This is a genomic window from Agarivorans sp. QJM3NY_29 (assembly GCF_050870835.2).
Taxonomy (GTDB): Bacteria; Pseudomonadota; Gammaproteobacteria; order Enterobacterales; family Celerinatantimonadaceae; genus Agarivorans.
Genome location: NZ_CP194036.2, coordinates 1,880,325 through 1,897,743, shown reverse-complemented (window position 1 = coordinate 1,897,743; position 17,419 = coordinate 1,880,325). Strand labels below are relative to the sequence as shown.

The 17,419-nt window shown below is 44.3% G+C and carries 19 protein-coding genes; all 19 read right to left on the bottom strand.

All coding sequences use genetic code 11. From position 1 onward, the window contains the following. Positions 1 to 4: 4 nt before the first annotated feature. The gene (ccmE, locus tag ACRRS0_RS08730; protein ID WP_432453593.1) at positions 5 to 499 is read right to left on the bottom strand and encodes a cytochrome c maturation protein CcmE; all 495 of its coding nucleotides are present in this window, start codon (positions 497 to 499) and stop codon (positions 5 to 7) included. Further along, positions 496 to 705 (bottom strand): heme exporter protein CcmD, encoded by a 210-nt coding sequence (gene ccmD, locus ACRRS0_RS08725; protein WP_432453594.1) that lies wholly within the window; start codon positions 703 to 705, stop codon positions 496 to 498. The genes ccmE and ccmD overlap by 4 nt, the downstream gene beginning before the upstream one ends. Position 706: 1 nt before the next feature. Further along, positions 707 to 1,459, bottom strand: coding sequence for a heme ABC transporter permease (locus tag ACRRS0_RS08720; RefSeq protein WP_432453595.1), 753 nt, complete (start codon positions 1,457 to 1,459; stop codon positions 707 to 709). A gap of 38 nt (positions 1,460 to 1,497) precedes the next feature. Further along, positions 1,498 to 2,163 (bottom strand): heme exporter protein CcmB, encoded by a 666-nt coding sequence (gene ccmB, locus ACRRS0_RS08715; protein WP_432453596.1) that lies wholly within the window; start codon positions 2,161 to 2,163, stop codon positions 1,498 to 1,500. Next, complete coding sequence (gene ccmA, locus ACRRS0_RS08710) at positions 2,163 to 2,798, bottom strand: cytochrome c biogenesis heme-transporting ATPase CcmA (RefSeq protein ID WP_432453597.1); 636 nt, start codon at positions 2,796 to 2,798, stop codon at positions 2,163 to 2,165. Before ccmA ends, ccmB begins: the two co-directional genes overlap by 1 nt. Positions 2,799 to 3,441: 643 nt before the next feature. After that, positions 3,442 to 3,867: a DUF2802 domain-containing protein gene (locus tag ACRRS0_RS08705; protein WP_432453598.1), complete on the bottom strand. Its 426-nt coding sequence runs from the start codon at positions 3,865 to 3,867 to the stop codon at positions 3,442 to 3,444. Beyond that, positions 3,868 to 4,356: a chemotaxis protein CheW gene (locus tag ACRRS0_RS08700; RefSeq protein WP_432453599.1), complete on the bottom strand. Its 489-nt coding sequence runs from the start codon at positions 4,354 to 4,356 to the stop codon at positions 3,868 to 3,870. 137 nt (positions 4,357 to 4,493) lie between these two features. Further along, complete coding sequence (locus ACRRS0_RS08695; RefSeq protein WP_432453600.1) at positions 4,494 to 5,285, bottom strand: chemotaxis protein CheW; 792 nt, start codon at positions 5,283 to 5,285, stop codon at positions 4,494 to 4,496. After that, positions 5,282 to 6,067 carry a ParA family protein gene (locus tag ACRRS0_RS08690; protein ID WP_432453601.1) on the bottom strand — a complete coding sequence of 262 codons (786 nt, stop codon included), beginning with the start codon at positions 6,065 to 6,067 and terminating at the stop codon, positions 5,282 to 5,284. The genes ACRRS0_RS08695 and ACRRS0_RS08690 overlap by 4 nt, the downstream gene beginning before the upstream one ends. Further along, the gene (locus ACRRS0_RS08685) at positions 6,068 to 6,982 is read right to left on the bottom strand and encodes a flagellar motor protein MotB (RefSeq protein WP_432453602.1); all 915 of its coding nucleotides are present in this window, start codon (positions 6,980 to 6,982) and stop codon (positions 6,068 to 6,070) included. A 1-nt stretch (position 6,983) separates the two neighbouring features. Next, positions 6,984 to 7,730, bottom strand: coding sequence for a flagellar motor protein (locus ACRRS0_RS08680; RefSeq protein ID WP_432453603.1), 747 nt, complete (start codon positions 7,728 to 7,730; stop codon positions 6,984 to 6,986). Beyond that, the gene (locus ACRRS0_RS08675) at positions 7,723 to 8,856 is read right to left on the bottom strand and encodes a protein-glutamate methylesterase/protein-glutamine glutaminase (RefSeq protein WP_432453604.1); all 1,134 of its coding nucleotides are present in this window, start codon (positions 8,854 to 8,856) and stop codon (positions 7,723 to 7,725) included. The genes ACRRS0_RS08680 and ACRRS0_RS08675 overlap by 8 nt, the downstream gene beginning before the upstream one ends. Positions 8,857 to 8,887: 31 nt before the next feature. After that, positions 8,888 to 10,978, bottom strand: a complete 2,091-nt coding sequence (locus tag ACRRS0_RS08670) for a chemotaxis protein CheW (RefSeq protein ID WP_432453605.1) — start codon at positions 10,976 to 10,978, stop codon at positions 8,888 to 8,890. Between the two features lie 11 nt (positions 10,979 to 10,989). Next, positions 10,990 to 11,730, bottom strand: coding sequence for a protein phosphatase CheZ (locus ACRRS0_RS08665; protein WP_432453606.1), 741 nt, complete (start codon positions 11,728 to 11,730; stop codon positions 10,990 to 10,992). An 11-nt stretch (positions 11,731 to 11,741) separates the two neighbouring features. Then, a complete protein-coding gene (cheY, locus tag ACRRS0_RS08660; protein ID WP_055734955.1) occupies positions 11,742 to 12,125 on the bottom strand; it encodes a chemotaxis response regulator CheY in 384 nt (127 codons plus the stop codon). A gap of 126 nt (positions 12,126 to 12,251) precedes the next feature. Then, a complete protein-coding gene (locus tag ACRRS0_RS08655) occupies positions 12,252 to 12,977 on the bottom strand; it encodes an RNA polymerase sigma factor FliA (protein ID WP_432453607.1) in 726 nt (241 codons plus the stop codon). After that, positions 12,970 to 13,863, bottom strand: a complete 894-nt coding sequence (locus tag ACRRS0_RS08650) for a MinD/ParA family protein (RefSeq protein WP_432453608.1) — start codon at positions 13,861 to 13,863, stop codon at positions 12,970 to 12,972. The genes ACRRS0_RS08655 and ACRRS0_RS08650 overlap by 8 nt, the downstream gene beginning before the upstream one ends. Then, positions 13,853 to 15,268 carry a flagellar biosynthesis protein FlhF gene (gene flhF / locus ACRRS0_RS08645; protein WP_432459121.1) on the bottom strand — a complete coding sequence of 472 codons (1,416 nt, stop codon included), beginning with the start codon at positions 15,266 to 15,268 and terminating at the stop codon, positions 13,853 to 13,855. Before flhF ends, ACRRS0_RS08650 begins: the two co-directional genes overlap by 11 nt. A gap of 31 nt (positions 15,269 to 15,299) precedes the next feature. Then, a complete protein-coding gene (flhA, locus tag ACRRS0_RS08640) occupies positions 15,300 to 17,411 on the bottom strand; it encodes a flagellar biosynthesis protein FlhA (RefSeq protein ID WP_432453610.1) in 2,112 nt (703 codons plus the stop codon). Positions 17,412 to 17,419: the final 8 nt, after the last annotated feature.

Below are 17,419 nucleotides of genomic sequence, written 5' to 3'. Positions count from 1 at the left end.
ATCTCTAGTGAGCAGAGCCCTGCAATTGGGCTTCAGTATATTCAGGTTTAAAATGTTCCATTCCAATCAAAGATTCGGCAACCTCGGGCGGCATGTATTCTTCATCATGTTTAGCCAATACTTCGAAGGCCGACACGGTGTTAACGGCGGTCAATACACCTTGCGCGACAATCCCCTGCCCCTCGCGAAATAGATCCGGCAAAATACCTTCGTAATTAACAATCACAATCTCGCCGCCGGCATCACTCAGTTTAAAGCTCACTTGTAAACTTGTTGCAGAACGCTCAACAGTGCCAGGCAATACCAAACCACCAATCCGCAATCGCTGACCCAGTTCCGGTTTAAGTGCCTGTGGACCTTTCCCCTTAACTAATTCTGTGGGGGTATAAAACAAGTCGATATTTTGCGCCAGTGCATAGAGCAACAAACCAATGGATGCCCCTAAACCCAACACAATAGAGATAACAATGGTTAAGCGTTTTTTACGTCTAGGATTCATAAGTGCTCGCTCATCTCTTTCGCTGCTTGTACCCGTTTTCGCCGCACCGAATAATGCGTCACCGATTTAATAATCGCTCTTCGTTTAATCAAACTATCGATGACCAACGCTCCCATGGCGAGCGCACTCACGCCATAGGCCAGCCATACGTAATACGCGTAACCACCCATCGCAAAAAAATCAGCGACTGAATCAAATTGCATCATATTAACCCTCCCGTTGATCTGGCTTGATAAGAAGTTGTTGTACCCAAGGGCGGCGGCGTTCTCGCCTTAACAGCTCGGTTCTAAAGCGAACCAAACTGACCGCAACCAAGAAAAACCCAAAAGCAAATATGTTCAGCAATAAGGGCCATAACATTTGAGAATCAATCGACGGTTTCGCGAACTTGGTAATCGTGGCCCCTTGATGTAGGGTATTCCACCATTCCACGGAATAGTGAATGATTGGCAAATTAATAACGCCCACTAGACTCAAGATCCCAGCTGCTCTGCCAGCCATAACTTTATCCGAAAATGCGTTGTATAGGGCGATGACACCTAAGTACAAAAACAACAAAATTAACTCAGAGGTTAAACGAGCGTCCCATACCCACCATGCCCCCCACATTGGTTTCCCCCAAGCAGCCCCAGTAAATAGAGCAACAAAGGTAAGGACAGCGCCAACAGGAGCGACTGCTGCCACATAAATATCAGCTTGTTTAATTTGCCACACCAAGCCGATAAAAGCGGCAATTGCCATCGACGAATAAGCCGCCATCGATAATATTGCCGAAGGAACATGAATATAAATAATTCTGAAACTATCGCCTTGCTGATAGTCGGCGGGCGCAAAGGCCAAGCCCCAAATTAAGCCCACAACAAAACTAATAAGGGCCAATACACTCAACCAAGGTACAAATTTTCCAGCAAGTTCATAGCTGGCTTGCGGTTTTGCATAAGGATGTAACCATTTCCACATTAGGGTAAGTACTCTCTGACAATAATTTATTATTATATTTAGTTAACGCTAACTCTTAATGCCGCGGCGGTAGCGAAGGGAGCCAAAGTGAGCGCCAATAAGCTAATCGCACCCATAATCGCTAAATGGCCCGTATAGGGCAAGTTTAATGATGCGGCTTCAATCGCAGAAGTCGCAAAAATCAATATAGGAATATACAAAGGTAAAACTAATAGGCTCAGCAATACACCACCTTTACGCAAGCCCACTGTTAAGGCTACGCCCACTGCACCAATTAAACTCAGTACAGGGGTTCCTAATAATAAGGTATAGAATGTAGCCTTAAAACTTTGCCATTCTAGGGATAACAAAACTGCAAGCAGCGGTGATAGCAGTAAAATTGGTAAGCCTGTAATCATCCAATGCGCCACTGTTTTTGCTAAAGCGATCAACGCTAAAGACGAGCCACTCAACAACATCTGTTCTAATGAGCCATCGGCATAATCATCTCGAAATAAGCGCTCTAAAGACAATAATGAGGAGAGTAAAGCCGCTACCCATAAAATTCCAGGCGCAATTTTCGCCAATAACTGCGGCTCTGGCCCAACGGCAATAGGAAACAAAGTTATCACAATCAAAATAAACCATAGCGGATTGACAACTTCTGACTTTTGTCTAAATGCAGCTAACAACTCACGTTTAACAACACTCACAAAAACCCGCATTAAACAATTTCCTCATAAGCAGGCTCAATGTTTAACACGCGATAATGGGCACTATCGATATTTAAAGTTTGATGCGTCGTGAGCAATATCATTCCGCCGGCCTCTGCATGTCGCTTCAGTACGGCTTCTAAATAAGTAACACCTTGCTTATCGATTGCGGTAAAGGGCTCATCTAGGATCCATAATTGACGTTCCACAAGCCATAACCTAGCCAAGCCAACTCGGCGCTGCTGTCCAGCCGACAAGTGTGCTGTTGGTTCATCTTCCAAACCCGCTAAACCGACTCGAGCCAACAAGTCGTATAGCTGCCCCAATGACATGGACTGACCCGCCAACCCCAAATAAAACTGTAGGTTTTCTACGGCACTTAACTCTGCCTTTACCCCAACATGATGCCCCAAATACAGGCAGTGTTGATGAAAGCTATCAGAGATTTGATTAATGCTCTGCCCTTGCCAATGGATCTCTCCCTGCTCAGGACGAGACAAACCCGCAAGCAAACGTAATAAACTAGTTTTCCCCGCACCGTTGGGACCTGCTACCTGCAGGATATCGCCAGCGTTTAAGGTAAACGATAAATTGTCAAAAAGAACGCGCTCTTCTCTAACACAGCAAAGTCCAATAGCTTCCAGCATTCAAATGTGTCTTGATATAATAAGTGTCGGGATGGTATCACAGCTAGATCGTAAATCTAGGCAAGCAATTGAAATAACGAATATGTTAAGGAGATGTTCCATCAAAGTAAAGCCAAATCAAAATAGATATTCAGTCGGACCAGCAACGATGAAATAAACACCATTCCGCAAAGTACAGAAGCAATCGAATATGGTCGGCCGTTCGTGTATAGATCATGGCCGCCGACTAGGAGCTCGAGCGCATAAGGCTGCCATTAAGAACAACTGACAACTGACTCAGAAAATAGATGTAAAAGATAAGCAGATCGAGATAACCGTCCAAAATACAAAGAAAAACCAATCAAGCTAAAACAACTACAGCAGCCCCCCTACCGATTACAATAAGAACATATAAAATAGCAGATTCATGCAGCAACAACGCAGGACAATACAACAACCTTGCCCTGAACATTTAATTTAGCTGAATCAAATACCACTAAATTCAGTTCCGAAGACCTACCATTAAGTCTACTTTAAACGCGCATTGTAGCGACTCTGACTCAATCATGATAATAGGATTTTGTGGAACAAACAGCAAACGGGGCTTGGCAAGTGCAGTGGTTCAGAGAGAAGAGAAGAGAAGAGAAGAGAAGAGAAGGCAAGGCTAGCTTGCTTGCCCTTTCATTTTATTCCGTAGACTTAATAGAAGTTCAGCCTCGGCTTTAGGTAATTCACATTCGCGCATCACCTCTTCTAAATCAGCGCCTAACTCGACCAATTTGACGGCACGGGTGTACAACTTGCTGTCAGGATCTTGTGACTCAATTTGAGCGCTACGAATAAACGCTTGCTCGACTTGCTCAGCCTGACGTTCTAATTCTTGAACTAAAGAAGCATTGGCTACGTGTAACTCTTGCAGCTCTTTTTCAGCGGCTCGATGCTTACTTAACAAATTTTTAACAACCAGTTCCAAACTCGCCATTTTGGCTTCACTGGAATCTATATGTCGATTAGCCTTGTGTGTTAACCAGTAAACACCCACAAGGCCAAGCAACATAACCAATAACGCAACAAGATTAATCCAATCCATTTATATTGAGCTTACTTCATCCCACTCTTCATCAGAAAGCAGCTTATTGAGATCAACCAAAATTAATAACTGTCCATCCCGATTACTAACACCTTGAATGAACTTCGCGCTCTCTTCAGTACCCACGTTTGGTGCGGCATCTATTTCAGAAGAACGTAAGTAAACCACCTCAGCAACACTATCCACTAAAATCCCGATGACTTGTGATTCAGCTTCTATAATCACGATCCGTGAATTTTCGGTAATATCTGATGAAGGCAAACCAAACCGGGAACGCGTATCGATCACCGTGACCACATTACCACGCAAGTTGATAATGCCTAAAACATAGTTTGGCGCTCCTGGCACCGGCGCTATTTCTGTATAACGTAATACTTCTTGTACCTGCATCACGTTAATACCATAGGTCTCACTTTCCAACTGAAAAGTTACCCATTGTAGAACTTCATCCTCGGCAATATTTTCTGCGACGTTACGCTGCTCGCTCATCTGCATGTCCTTTTTATTCATGAGTCCAATTGGATCTCGCAACTCTTATCTATTCAAGTATATATCATAAGTTATAAAACTAAACGGCGGATTTACCTAGTCTTTCAATTAAACAGAGCTCGCTCTACCTCACAGTTCTAACATCCATCTATATTTACCCCCTGAGAAAGCATTCGTTGTAGCTCTTCAACATGCAATAAAGCACACATCCTTTGTTTGACCATTCCCGCTAACCAACGACGTTTACCGGGATCAACACGCCACTTTACATCATCTTTATTCAACCGCTCGGTACCAAATAGCTTCTCGCAGCTCAAACCCCAACTACTTTCACCAAGCATAACCAGGTATTTATAGTCAGGTTCAAAAGGCTGATTCGGCATCACCCACTTAGCGGTATCGACAACCGTTAACTTTTGTTCACGCTCGATCATAATGCCAGCGAACCAATCTGGCTTACCAAAGAGTGGGCTAACTTCACTAATACGATGAATTCCGCCCAACTCAGTCAAGGGCACTCCAAAAGTAACGCCTGCAACTTCAAAAAATAGAACCTGAAACTCATTATCGGTTTCGATATTGTGCCATTCTTCCGGTAAAGGCGCTTCAACAAGCTGCTCTTCTACTTGAATACTCGTTGCTGGCAAAGACTCATCAGCAGGCGCTATATGCTCGGGTTCAACTTTTGGTGCAGGCTGTTCTGGTAACTCTTTAATAGGGAGTAATACCGGCTTAGCCTCCGCAACAGCGGCAACTCGTTGCTCGGCTTCTGCGAACAAAGTCGCAAGCGGCTTCACTTGAGGTTCAGGGGCAAACGAAGACTGATTCAAGGTTTCACTAACAGGGCTGAGAGGCACACTTTCAGGTTCTTTCAATAAAGAATCAAAATAACTCCCTAAAGCCTGCTCCATCAAGGTATCGCTATTCATAATAGCCCCTGCTCATCGGTCATCTGCAGAAGATGAGCGAGTAAGGTTTGATAAGCAAATACCCCGCGGCAATTTTTTATATGATAGGAAGGTGGCGCATGCCGTAGGCTAGCATCTCTAAATTTGGTGTCGATGGGTATCACTGAATTCCAAATGTTGTTCGGATAAGTTTCTTGTAGTTCCTTTAAGGCCGCTAATGAAGCACGAGTTCGCTTGTCATACATCGTTGGAACAACCGTATAGCGTAAGCGGTTAGGACAAGAGCGTTGCATAATACTCAAGGTTTTAACCATGCGCTCCAAACCTTTAATGGCTAAAAACTCTGTTTGAACAGGCACTAATACTCGCTCACTCGCAGCTAAAGCATTAACCATCATCACCCCCAGAACTGGTGGGCAATCAACTAACACATAATCATACTTATGTTCAATACGCGCCAAAATGCGCTTTAAAATCAAGCCCATTCCCTCACGCTGCCCCAACACTTTATCCAAAGTAGCTAAAGCCATACTTGCGGGAATTAAATCTAAATTATCAAACGAAGTCGCTTGAATACTATGAGTCACCATCGCATCGTCGAGTTGACTGTTTTGATAAAGTTCATAAAGAGTGCCCTGAACACTATCAACATCAAATCCCAAATAACTGGTGAGCGACGCATGGGGATCAGTGTCGAGTAATAGGACACGTTTTCCTTGTTGCGCTAGTAGACCAGCCAGAGATATCACCGTTGTAGTTTTACCGACACCGCCTTTTTGATTAGCAACCGTCCAAACTTTCACCTATTCTTCCTGCCTTGTCGTAAATCGCACCCCACCACCTTCCAATGGCACCGCTAACATTGTCTCACTATCTGGCTTAACAACTTTCTGCTCATCTCCCGCTGGCGCTTGTTCGACAACTGACGATTGGGCAATTGAAGAGTCCCAAATGTATTTAGAGAGTGCAATGACCACCCTTCGATTTTGTTTATCGCTTTGCAGTTTTCCGTTCACGGATAACGGGGCATATTGAGCGTAGGCTTCGATAGCCATTCGCTGCGGTTGAATCCCATCTGACTGCAATTCCCGAACAACTCTTGTGGCCCGAGCGGCTGACAACTCCCAATTGCTTGGATAGAGTTCACTATCAATACTATGCTCGTCGGTATAACCACGCACTCGTATATAATTATCGACCATTTTAAGCTTTTCGGACAAACGTAAAACTAACTGTTCAGCAGGCTTAAGCAAGTAAGCACTACCACTAGCAAAAAAAAGTCGACTATCTAACTCAATGGTTAGCCAGTCTTCATCACTATTTATTACTATGTCGTCAGTTTTGAAAATATCTTTAAGTTCAATAGCCAATTGGCTTGCGAGTTCGGTTAGATTAGACTGAGCAACTGAGTTTGAAGTCGTTGGCGGCACGTTAGGCATGATAACTTGACCATCCAAAATCGAGTGACCATATTCCATCAGCAATTCCGTTGACGAGACCGTTTCATTCCGTTCAGCTTGCCCATCAGAAACTTCAAATAAGGCAATCGCCTGTTGTAAGCGTTGTTGCAATTCGGGGTAATCTTTTTCATTGGTAATCGCCATCGCGTAAAGTACTACAAACAACGCAAACATCAATGTCATATAATCAGCGTAGGAGACTAACCAACGCTCTGTGTTTGCATTTCGCTTAGCAGCTGCAGCATAGCGATGACGCATACTAGTCGATATCCACAACGAAGCTATGTAAGCGACGCTTTACTTCAATACTACTGGCACCTTCAGCGATTGAAACCAATCCAGCTAAAGTCATTTCCTGATAAATAGCGCGATCCCCCGCTTGCGAGCGAAGTTTATTGGCAAAAGGCAAGAAAATAAAATTGGCGAAACCAACACCATAAATGGTCGCAACAAATGCAACCGCAATTCCCTTTCCAAGTAACTCAGGACTGCTTAAAAAATCCATAGCCTGAATCAAACCAAGTACTGCACCGATAATACCCACCGTAGGGCAGTACCCCCCCATGGCTTCAAACACCCCCGCCTGACGTTCCAAACGACTTTGTTCTAAGTCGATGACATCTTCTAAGGATTGTTGTAATTGTTGAGCTTCGGCACCGTCTATCAGCATTTGTAAACCGCGTAAAGTAAACGAATCTGCATGTTTTTGCTGTTGTTCTAGGCCCAAATAACCATCTTTACGAACAATATGAGACCAATTCAATATCAATTGAATTTGGTTCTGTACATTATCTTGCGACTGAAACCAAACCTTCGGTATCACTTTCAGAGCTTGCACAAATTGTTTGCTCGGCGTTTGTAACATCACCGCGCCGATAGTCCCCCCCAATACAATTGTTAATGCATGTACATTGACTAAATCGTCTAACGACCCACCAGCAAAAACATGACCAAACCCAACAGCTGAGAACGCTAAAATAACGCCAAAGATGCTAAGTTTATCCATTACCAATTTCCATAACTATCGCTTCAGAAAAACGATCGAGAGGCATTTGATTGGAGGCGAGTCCAGCACTTGCGACGGCCTGTGGCATACCATAAACAACACAACTGGCTTCATCCTGAGCCCAGATCGTTGAGCCTTTATCTTTCAATAAACGGCAACCATCTCGCCCATCAGCCCCCATACCAGTCAAAATCATGGCTAAAACGTCGCCCTGATGACTTTTCGCCAAAGAAGCAAAAGTAATATCGACACAAGGTTTATAGTTGACTTTGTCATTGCCATCAATAATTCGTAAGCGACCATACTGACCGCGAGGCTCAACTAACATCTGTTTGCCACCGGGTGCGAGATAAGCACAACCCGGTCGCAATTCATCTCCATCCTCGGCCTGCTTCACATTAACCCGTGACAGTGTATTTAAGCGTTGAGCAAATGCAGCTGTAAATGTAGCTGGCATATGCTGAACTAATAAAATGGGCTTAGGAAACCCAGCCGGCAACTGCGTTAAAATTGTTTGCAAAGCCACCGGACCACCGGTAGAGGTCCCTATCGCGACTAATTTATAGCGTTTTCCTGAAGGTTTAAACACACCAGACGTACGAACCTTGCGCTCTACCGAAGGTTGGCTGCTTGCCGCGGTCGTCGGCCTTAGTGGCGTCCGGGCGCTTGGCGTCAAAGGTTTGTCGGCTCGGGGAGTCAGACTCGATGGCGCTCGACGCGCTATCACTCGGCGTCTGGCAATGGCCTTTACTCGTTGTTGTAACAAGCTGACGGCTTCTTCACGATCACGAGCAATGTCTTCAAATTTTTTGGGGATAAAATCAAGTGCACCAGCATCTAGAGCATCTAAGGTCGCTTTAGCACCATCGTGGGTTAACGATGAAAACATCAGCACTGGCGTGGGATGTTTGGCCATAATTTCTTTTACAGCCGTAATGCCATCCATAACTGGCATTTCAATATCCATGGTAATCACGTCAGGTTTTAAACTTGCAACCATTTCAATGGCCTCGCGGCCATTCTTAGCTGCACCTATCACCTCAAGGCTTGGGTCAGCGTTAATAATCTCGCTGACTCGACGTCTGAAAAAACTAGAATCATCAACAACTAATACTTTTATTGCCATACTCAATTCTTTTTAAGGGCTGTGCTCGGCGTTATAACTTACGAGCGTAGCGTTTTAGTAAACTAGGAATATCGAGTATGAGTGCGATACGACCATCACTGGTAATCGTCGCCCCGGCCATTCCAGGGGTACCTTGCAATAACTGGTCAAGCGCTTTTATCACAACTTCTTCCTGCCCAATGAGGTTGTCAACGACAAATCCCACCTGTTGTTGGCCTATCTGTACGATAACCACATGTCCTTGAGAACTTCTCTGTCCAGATTGACTATTACGGATCAACCAATCTTGCAAATAAAATAGAGGTATAGCTTTATTACGGACAATAACGGTTTCCTGACCGTCAACAACATTGGTTTTGGTTAAATCCAGATGAAAGATTTCATTTACACTGGTGAGTGGTAAAGCAAAAGTCTGTTTACCTACATCAACCATCAAAGTGGGTAGAATAGCTAACGTTAATGGTACTTTGATTTGTAAAGTAGTACCGCCTCCAAGCTTAGAATCAATATCCACAGAACCGTTCAGCTGGGTGATACTGGTTTTGACCACATCCATGCCAACACCACGCCCCGAAATATCAGAAATCTCAGTTTTTGTCGAAAAACCTGGTGCAAAAATCAAACTATAAGCATCTTTGTCTGGCATTCTTGCCGCCGCATCGGCATCTAAAACACCGCGCTCTATAGCGATAGATTTAAGCTTATCTGCATTCATCCCCGCGCCGTCATCTTCGATCATCAGCAAGATATGATCACCCTCTTGCGAGGCTGACAAACGAATGACACCAGTACGCGGTTTTCCTGCCGCTTCACGTTGGTCTGGCATTTCAATGCCGTGATCAACCGAGTTTCGCACTAAATGCACCAGTGGATCGGCTAACGCTTCCACTAGGTTTTTGTCTAAATCGGTATCTTCACCGACCAATTCCAAGTTAATATCTTTCTTCAAACTACGAGCTAAATCACGAACGACTCGAGGAAAACGACCGAACACCTTCTTAATAGGCTGCATTCGAGTTTTCATCACTGCACCCTGTAAATCAGCGGTCACAACGTCAAGGTTAGAGGTCGCCTTAGCCATATCCTCATCATTACTGGTTAAACCAAGACTAACCAAACGATTACGGACTAAAACTAATTCCCCAACCATATTCATGATTTCGTCGAGAGTACGGGTATCGACGCGAACCGTCGTTTCCCCCTGAGGGGCTTGTTTGGGCGCTGCTTTTGCCGGCTCAGACTTGGCTGGAGCAGCAGCTTTCGGAGTAGCTGCAACTTTTGTTGGTGCAACTTTCTTCGGCTCGACCTTCGGGGTGACTTCGGGCTTGGCTGCCGCCTTAACCTCAGGCGCTTTACCGGCACCATGCAGCTGATCTAATAACTTTTCGAATTCATCATCGCCAATTTCGTCACTGTTCGTCGCCGTTTCCACTGGCGTAACAGCGGCAGGTTTAGCACTTGGTGCTTTAGAGCCATGTAGCTCGTCGAGTAGCTTTTCAAACTCATCATCAGAAATATCGCCACCACTCGCAGTTTCGCTAGGGGCTGCAGCACTTACCGGACTCGCTTGAGAAGCCGCTTTTGGAGCACCAGAGCCATGCAACTCATCGAGTAAGCTTTCAAATTCGTCATCAGAAATATCATCAATACCAGTGCCAGTAGCTGATTTACTCTCTGGAATTTGCTCGGGCTCGGGCTCAGATTCCGGCTCAACCACCACCTGATCTTCTGAAGCAGGCCGAGATAATTGATGCAATCGCTCAATAAGCTCTGGCAAAGCTGGTGTTAAAGGTTCTCTTGCTTGCACCTTAGCAAACATATCATTCACGGAATCAAGTGCTTCAAGTATGACATCCATTAACTCTGATGACACCCCGCGGCCACCGTTACGTAATGTGTCAAACACATTTTCCGCACCATGACAAACGTCAACGAGTTCAGTTAATGATAAGAAACCAGCACCACCTTTAACGGTATGAAAACCCCTAAATATAGCATTCAATAAGTTACTATCATCAGGACGTTTTTCTAGATCAACAAGCTGTTCAGAAAGCTGCTCTAGGATCTCTGCCGCTTCTACCAGAAAGTCTTGTAAGATGTCTTCATCTACATCAAACGACATGCGCTACTCCCTTAAAATCCTAAACTAGACAACAAGTCATCAACATCGTCTTGATCGTTAACAACGTCATCCCTTTGTTCTTTATTAATTATAGGGCCTTCTGCTTCAACACCCGATTTTTTATCATCTTGACCAGGAGCGACATCCACCATGTCAGTGCCAAACAAGGTGAGCATCTCAACTAAATTCTCTTCAACCTCCTGAACTAAAGTGATCACCTTTCGAATCATTTGCCCGGTAAGATCCTGAAAATCCTGTGCCATTAAAATTTCAGTAAGCATGTTACGTAGTTTATCGGCATCAGATGAAGAACTAGTCAGAAAAATATCGATTTGGTGACACAGCGCTTTAAATTGGCCTAACTCAATTTTCCGATCCATCAAATTTTGCCATACAGGCATAATATCATTGATATCATTGGTTAATTTATCAGCAATCGGCAAACCCGACTCGACTGCATCCATCGTTTTATTAGCAGCTTGATCGGTCATTTCGATGACATAGTTTAAACGTTCTTTGGCATCGGGGATTTCTTGGTTCGCGAGTTCATTGATCCGAATATCCAATTTGAAATCATTTAATGAATCGTGAAGTTGACGAGTGAGCTGGCCAACTTTATCAAACAGCAAGTTAGCTTTTGGAGCACATAGCTCACTGACTAGTTGGTTCGCCTCGGCGACCTTTCCCATTTCAAGTAGCATCACCAGTTGTTGCGCATCCGCTAATGAAATAATCGGAGTATCGGTGCTCACGCGTCTTCCTTTTATTGTAATCTTTCGAAAATCTTATCGAGCTTCTCTTTTAAAGTAGCTGCTGTAAAAGGTTTTACAATATAACCATTTACTCCGGCTTGTGCGGCTTCAATAATTTGTTCACGTTTCGCTTCCGCGGTGACCATCAATACAGGCAGGTGAGCTAAACTCTCATCGGCACGAATGTTTTTCAACAAATCGATACCTTCCATACCAGGCATATTCCAATCAGTCACTACAAACTCAAAATCGCCACCCTTAAGCATTGGTAGCGCGGTGTTACCGTCATCGGCCTCATGTGTATTGTTGAAACCTAAATCTCTCAACAAGTTCTTAATAATCCTTCTCATTGTTGAAAAATCATCAACAACCAGAATTTTCATATTTTTATCCAAGGTACGTCCCCCAGCTGGATGTTTTACTAGCCCACAAACGGGTCACAAATTTATGTAATACATTATTATGCCTTAATAAACACAATTTTAGTCCATCTTTTATAAGTTTTGTAAGGATGAATTTCTCTATTGTGTCCAATCTCGCATTCGAGTTTTCACTCTGGCAAGCGCTTGACTATGAATTTGACTCACTCTCGACTCACTAACGCTTAATACTTCACCAATTTCTTTAAGATTAAGCTCTTCATCGTAATAAAGCGATAATACTAAGGCTTCTCGTTCAGGTAGCCCTTTGATGCACTCCGCCAAAGATTGTTGAAATCGTTGATTTGCAAAACCTTCGAAAGGACGATTTTGCTCGCGACTTTCTTCGTTAGAAATGACATCCTCGTTTACCCCAAGGTCCTCAATGCCTAAGATTCGCCCGCAATTAACATCCGCTAGCATCGTATGGTATTCGCGAAGAGAAACCCCGAGTTTTTCAGCAACTTCAGCGTCTTTAGCGTCACCATTTTTTTCTCTTTCAACAGCAGCTATAGCGTCACTAATCGCTCGACTATTTTTATGTACAGAACGCGGAACCCAATCGCCACGGCGTATTTCATCAAGCATCGCGCCGCGAATTCGGATCCCTGCATAGGTTTCAAAGCTAGCACCTTTAGAGCCATCAAAATTACGAGCGGCTTCTATCAGCCCGATCATTCCAGATTGGATTAAATCATCCACAATAACACTAGCCGGTAGCCTAGCCATTAAGTGATGGGCAATCCGTTTAACCAAAATGGCGTGACGCTCCACTAACGCATTAGTGTCGTTAACGCTGGTATTGGCGTAGGCGGCAACTTTATTCACTAAGCTGCTCTCTATTCTTGCGTTGTCCAAATTCGAGAAGATTCTCGATGAAAAATTCTAAATGTCCTCCCGCTTGCTCAGGTATCGGCCAAGTAGCCGCTTTGCTGGCTAAAGAGCGAAATGCCAAAGACGCTGGTGACTTAGGATAGGCTTCAACCACAACACGTTGTTTGCGAACGGCCAATCGGACATTGTTATCATAGGGAATACAAGACACTAACTCGAGAGTGGCATCTAAAAACCGTTCCGTCACCCGAGTCAGCTTGGTAAATAACTCCTGACCTTCTCTTAAACTACGAACCATATTGGCAACAACTTTAAATTTATACACCCCATGATTATTAGAGAGTAGTTTAATCAGGGCATAAGCATCGGTAATTGATGTTGGTTCGTCACACACGACGACTAAAATATCTTGCGACGCTTTTGCAAAACTCAACACCATATCAGAGATGCCCGCTGCGGTATCAACCAGCAAAACATCTATCGGTGTTTTCATACTACTAAAAGCGCGAATTAAACCTGCATGTTCCGCAGGGCTTAATTCAACCATGGATTGAGTTCCTGAAGTTGCTGGCGCAATCAGAATCCCATTTGGTCCCTCAACTAATACTTCGTCAAGAGTGCACTCTCCCGATAGCACATGCGACAGATTTTTAGTCACGCGCAGCCCAAGTAGCACATCAACATTCGCCAAACCTAAGTCCGCATCAAGGACCATGACTCGCTTGCCTTGACCCGCCATTGCAATTCCCATGTTAAGCGTCACGTTGGTTTTACCAACCCCACCCTTTCCACCAGTCACTGCGATTACTTTCACATTATTTTTTTGTTGCATCATTCGTAAGCCGCTAGCTTGATCAAAATCATTATGTTTAGAATACATCCGAAACCTTCTGTTGTTCGGTTTCACTAAACCAAAAGTGTTGCTGAGAATGCTTATCTATCACCGACAAAGCTTGCTCAACTAATTCGCTAGGCACCGCCACTGCAATATCTTCTGGTACTTGCTGACCATGAGTAACGTAACTGATTGGTATAGCATGACGCAAGGTTACATTTAACACTTCACCTAACGCTAAACTTTCATCTAATTTAGTAAGTATGGTACCAGCCAAAGGAATTCGCTTAAATTGATTTACAGTTTCTTCAATTACCCGTCGCTGAGCATTGGCTGACATCACCAAATAATTACGGATATTAACTTGGCTATTTTTGACTAACTTGTCTAATTGTTCATGTAGACGGATATCTCTTTGGCTCATACCAGCGGTATCGATTAAGACTAACTTTTTATCTTTAAACTGGTATAAAAGCTGGGACAACTCAGCTTCATCATTCGCCACTCGAACTGCACAGCCCATAATTTTACCATAAGTTGCCAGTTGCTCATGAGCACCAATACGATAAGTATCTGTGGTAATCATCGCCACGCTATCAGGACCATGGCGCATAGCAAACTGCGCAGCTAATTTGGCGATAGTGGTTGTTTTACCGACCCCCGTCGGGCCCAATAAGGCAACCGCTCCACCTTTTAACAATATTTCATCTTGGCCGACAGGGAGCTGATTTGCCAGTAATTCCCGTAAATGCTGCCAGCCTTCTTGTACGCCTAGCTCTTCGGGGATATAACCAGCCACCTGATCGGCCATATCCTCATCAAAACCAACCAACTGTAACTGTTTGATTAACATCGCTCGAACAGGCTCTTGCCGCTCAACTTCCTGCCACATTAATCCCGACACTTGATGTTCCAACAACTTTCGCATCGCTGCCATTTCTTTCTTTAATTCACCCACTTCACTGTGATTCGCCTCTGCGCTTGGCGTTGCAATACGGCTTGCCGCAGGTTTGGCTGCTGAACCTTGCTGTATCCACCCTTGCTGCTGAGCCAAGGAGCGAGGAGCCTGAACGGTTCGAGGCCGTTGCGATTTATTTAAGCTGGATTGTTGCAAATTTTCTTGCTGACGCTTTTGATGGCGCTGCATAAAATTAGTCAAATTATCTTTGAGGCTCGCATTTTCGTCAAAATCATGACCAAGCTGTTGGTTTGTTGACGTTTTAGAACTGTGCTTAGGTTTGACGGACGATAAATTGACGCTATCATCGGCTAACTCTCGTGATGAGTTTTCTCCCTTAGCATTAGTCTTGGAAGGCTCCACCGCAGCAACAATCTCTATGCCTCCGGTCACCTTTTTGTTGGACATGATCACGGCATCACTACCAAGAGTCTCTTTCACCTCGGCTAACGCGGTCCGCATGTCTTTTGCAAAAAAGCGTTTCATTTTCACTGGTCACCTTCCTTTTGCTTACCCATTGGACCTATTGCCCAACTGAACTCACAATACGTATTTGTTTATCTTCCGGCACTTCTTGATACGACAGTACACGTAATGCAGGCATTGCTGTTTTAACGAACCTCGACATACTCGAACGCAATATACCGGATGTCAATAATATCGCTGGTTGGCCTGCTAATTCTTGATTTTGGCATGCTTCAGTTAAAGATACTTGCAGTTTTTCGGCCAAACCTGGTTCCATTCCTGCACCATCGTTACCACCTGCCTGCATAGATTGATGCAATATTTGCTCCAAGTCTGGTGACAAAGTAATGACCGGTAACTCTGCTTCACTACCAATTAGCTCTTGAACGATTAAACGTTTTAAAGAAATACGACAAGCTGCGGTCAGAATATCGGCATCCTGGCTCTTCGGTCCGTATTCCACCAAGGTCTGAACGATACTCCGTACATCCCTAATTGGCACCCCTTCACTCAGTAAATTTTGCAGCACTTTAACAACAGTAGATAAGTTCAGGGTATCTGGGATTAAACCTTCAACAAGCTTAGGTAAACTATTTCCTAACATGTCTAACAAATTTTGTACTTCTTCATGTCCCAATAAATTAGCTGCATTATTGGTTAACAATTGACTAAGGTGGGTGGCAACCACTGTCGCCGAATCAACAACCGTATAGCCAAGGGTTTGGGCGTGTTCACGCTGCTCGGTTGCAACCCAAGCCGCCTCTAAACCAAATGCAGGATCGGTGGTTGGCTGGCCTTCAATTTTACCAAATACTTGGCCCGGATTGATCGCCATTTCTCGATCATGGAATACTTCAGATTCACCATAAGTAACCCCCATCAAGGTAATTCGATATTGATTAGGGCCTAAATCCAGATTGTCACGAATATGTACCGCTGGCACCAAAAAACCGAAATCTTGAGATAACTTTTTACGTACACCTTTAATCCGAGCAAGCAATTCTCCGCCTTGAGTCTTATCAACTAGCGGGATTAATCGATAACCAACTTCCAGACCAATCACATCAACTGGTTGTACATCATCCCACCCCAACTCTTTAGGCTCATTACTATTACGAGGATGAGTGCTGGCTGGCTGTAAGGCTGTATCTGCAGCTTTTTTAACATCGGCTTTATGCCGTAACCACGCGGTCACCAAACACACCGCAGCGCAACTTAAGAATGCCAAATGCGGCATTCCCGGAACAATCCCCATCACCAATAAAATAGAACCACAGATAATCATAACCCGTGGATCTTTAAACAGCTGCAAGCTAACTTGCTCGCCCATATCGGCTTCGGTATTTTGACGGGTCACGATCAGAGCAGCAGCGATAGATAGTAGTAACGATGGAATTTGCGCGACTAAACCATCACCGATGGTTAACAGAGTGTAAACTTCTGCCGCTTGCGAAAAACTCAGATCGTGTTGGGCCACACCAATAATGAAACCACCTAAAATATTAATAAAAAGAATCAGGATCCCAGCAATCGCATCGCCCTTTACAAATTTACTCGCGCCATCCATCGATCCATAAAAATCGGCTTCGCCAGTCACTTCACTACGACGAACACGTGCCTGCTCTTGGTCGATAATGCCAGCATTAAGATCCGCATCAATCGCCATTTGCTTACCCGGCATCGCATCCAAAGTAAAACGCGCGCTCACCTCGGCAATCCGACCCGCACCTTTGGTCACCACAACAAAGTTAATGATCATCAAGATAAGAAAGACCACTAAGCCGACAGCATAGTTTCCACCAATCACTACCGAACCAAAGGCTTCAATCACATTACCCGCAGCATTTCCGCCATTGTGTCCTTCCAAAAGGACCACTCGAGTAGATGCAACGTTTAGGGCTAAACGCAATAAAGTGGCAACCAGCAGCACCGTAGGAAATACCGCAAAATCCAAGGGTCGCTTGGTATAGACTGCAACCAAAAGCACCACCAAGGCTAAGGAAATATTAAATGCAAACAAGATATCCAGTAGCCATGCCGCCATTGGCAGAACCACCATGCCAAGGGTAGCCAATACCACCATTGGCGTACCAAAACCTTTGATGAGACTGGCATCTATCTTTTTGAAGTCTTGAAGCTTCAAGCTAGTGAGACGATTAATGATTTCCATAAATGACG

What these genes read in the sequence shown, in the direction of transcription:
- ccmE (WP_432453593.1), bottom strand. Translation starts at nt 499, where the DNA reads ATGAATCCTAGACGTAAAAAACGCTTAACCATTGTTATCTCTATTGTG.
- ccmD (WP_432453594.1), bottom strand. Translation starts at nt 705, where the DNA reads ATGATGCAATTTGATTCAGTCGCTGATTTTTTTGCGATGGGTGGTTAC.
- ACRRS0_RS08720 (WP_432453595.1), bottom strand. Translation starts at nt 1,459, where the DNA reads ATGTGGAAATGGTTACATCCTTATGCAAAACCGCAAGCCAGCTATGAA.
- ccmB (WP_432453596.1), bottom strand. Translation starts at nt 2,163, where the DNA reads ATGCGGGTTTTTGTGAGTGTTGTTAAACGTGAGTTGTTAGCTGCATTT.
- ccmA (WP_432453597.1), bottom strand. Translation starts at nt 2,798, where the DNA reads ATGCTGGAAGCTATTGGACTTTGCTGTGTTAGAGAAGAGCGCGTTCTT.
- ACRRS0_RS08705 (WP_432453598.1), bottom strand. Translation starts at nt 3,867, where the DNA reads ATGGATTGGATTAATCTTGTTGCGTTATTGGTTATGTTGCTTGGCCTT.
- ACRRS0_RS08700 (WP_432453599.1), bottom strand. Translation starts at nt 4,356, where the DNA reads ATGAGCGAGCAGCGTAACGTCGCAGAAAATATTGCCGAGGATGAAGTT.
- ACRRS0_RS08695 (WP_432453600.1), bottom strand. Translation starts at nt 5,285, where the DNA reads ATGAATAGCGATACCTTGATGGAGCAGGCTTTAGGGAGTTATTTTGAT.
- ACRRS0_RS08685 (WP_432453602.1), bottom strand. Translation starts at nt 6,982, where the DNA reads ATGCGTCATCGCTATGCTGCAGCTGCTAAGCGAAATGCAAACACAGAG.
- ACRRS0_RS08680 (WP_432453603.1), bottom strand. Translation starts at nt 7,730, where the DNA reads ATGGATAAACTTAGCATCTTTGGCGTTATTTTAGCGTTCTCAGCTGTT.
- ACRRS0_RS08675 (WP_432453604.1), bottom strand. Translation starts at nt 8,856, where the DNA reads ATGGCAATAAAAGTATTAGTTGTTGATGATTCTAGTTTTTTCAGACGT.
- ACRRS0_RS08670 (WP_432453605.1), bottom strand. Translation starts at nt 10,978, where the DNA reads ATGTCGTTTGATGTAGATGAAGACATCTTACAAGACTTTCTGGTAGAA.
- ACRRS0_RS08650 (WP_432453608.1), bottom strand. Translation starts at nt 13,863, where the DNA reads ATGTATTCTAAACATAATGATTTTGATCAAGCTAGCGGCTTACGAATG.
- flhA (WP_432453610.1), bottom strand. Translation starts at nt 17,411, where the DNA reads ATGGAAATCATTAATCGTCTCACTAGCTTGAAGCTTCAAGACTTCAAA.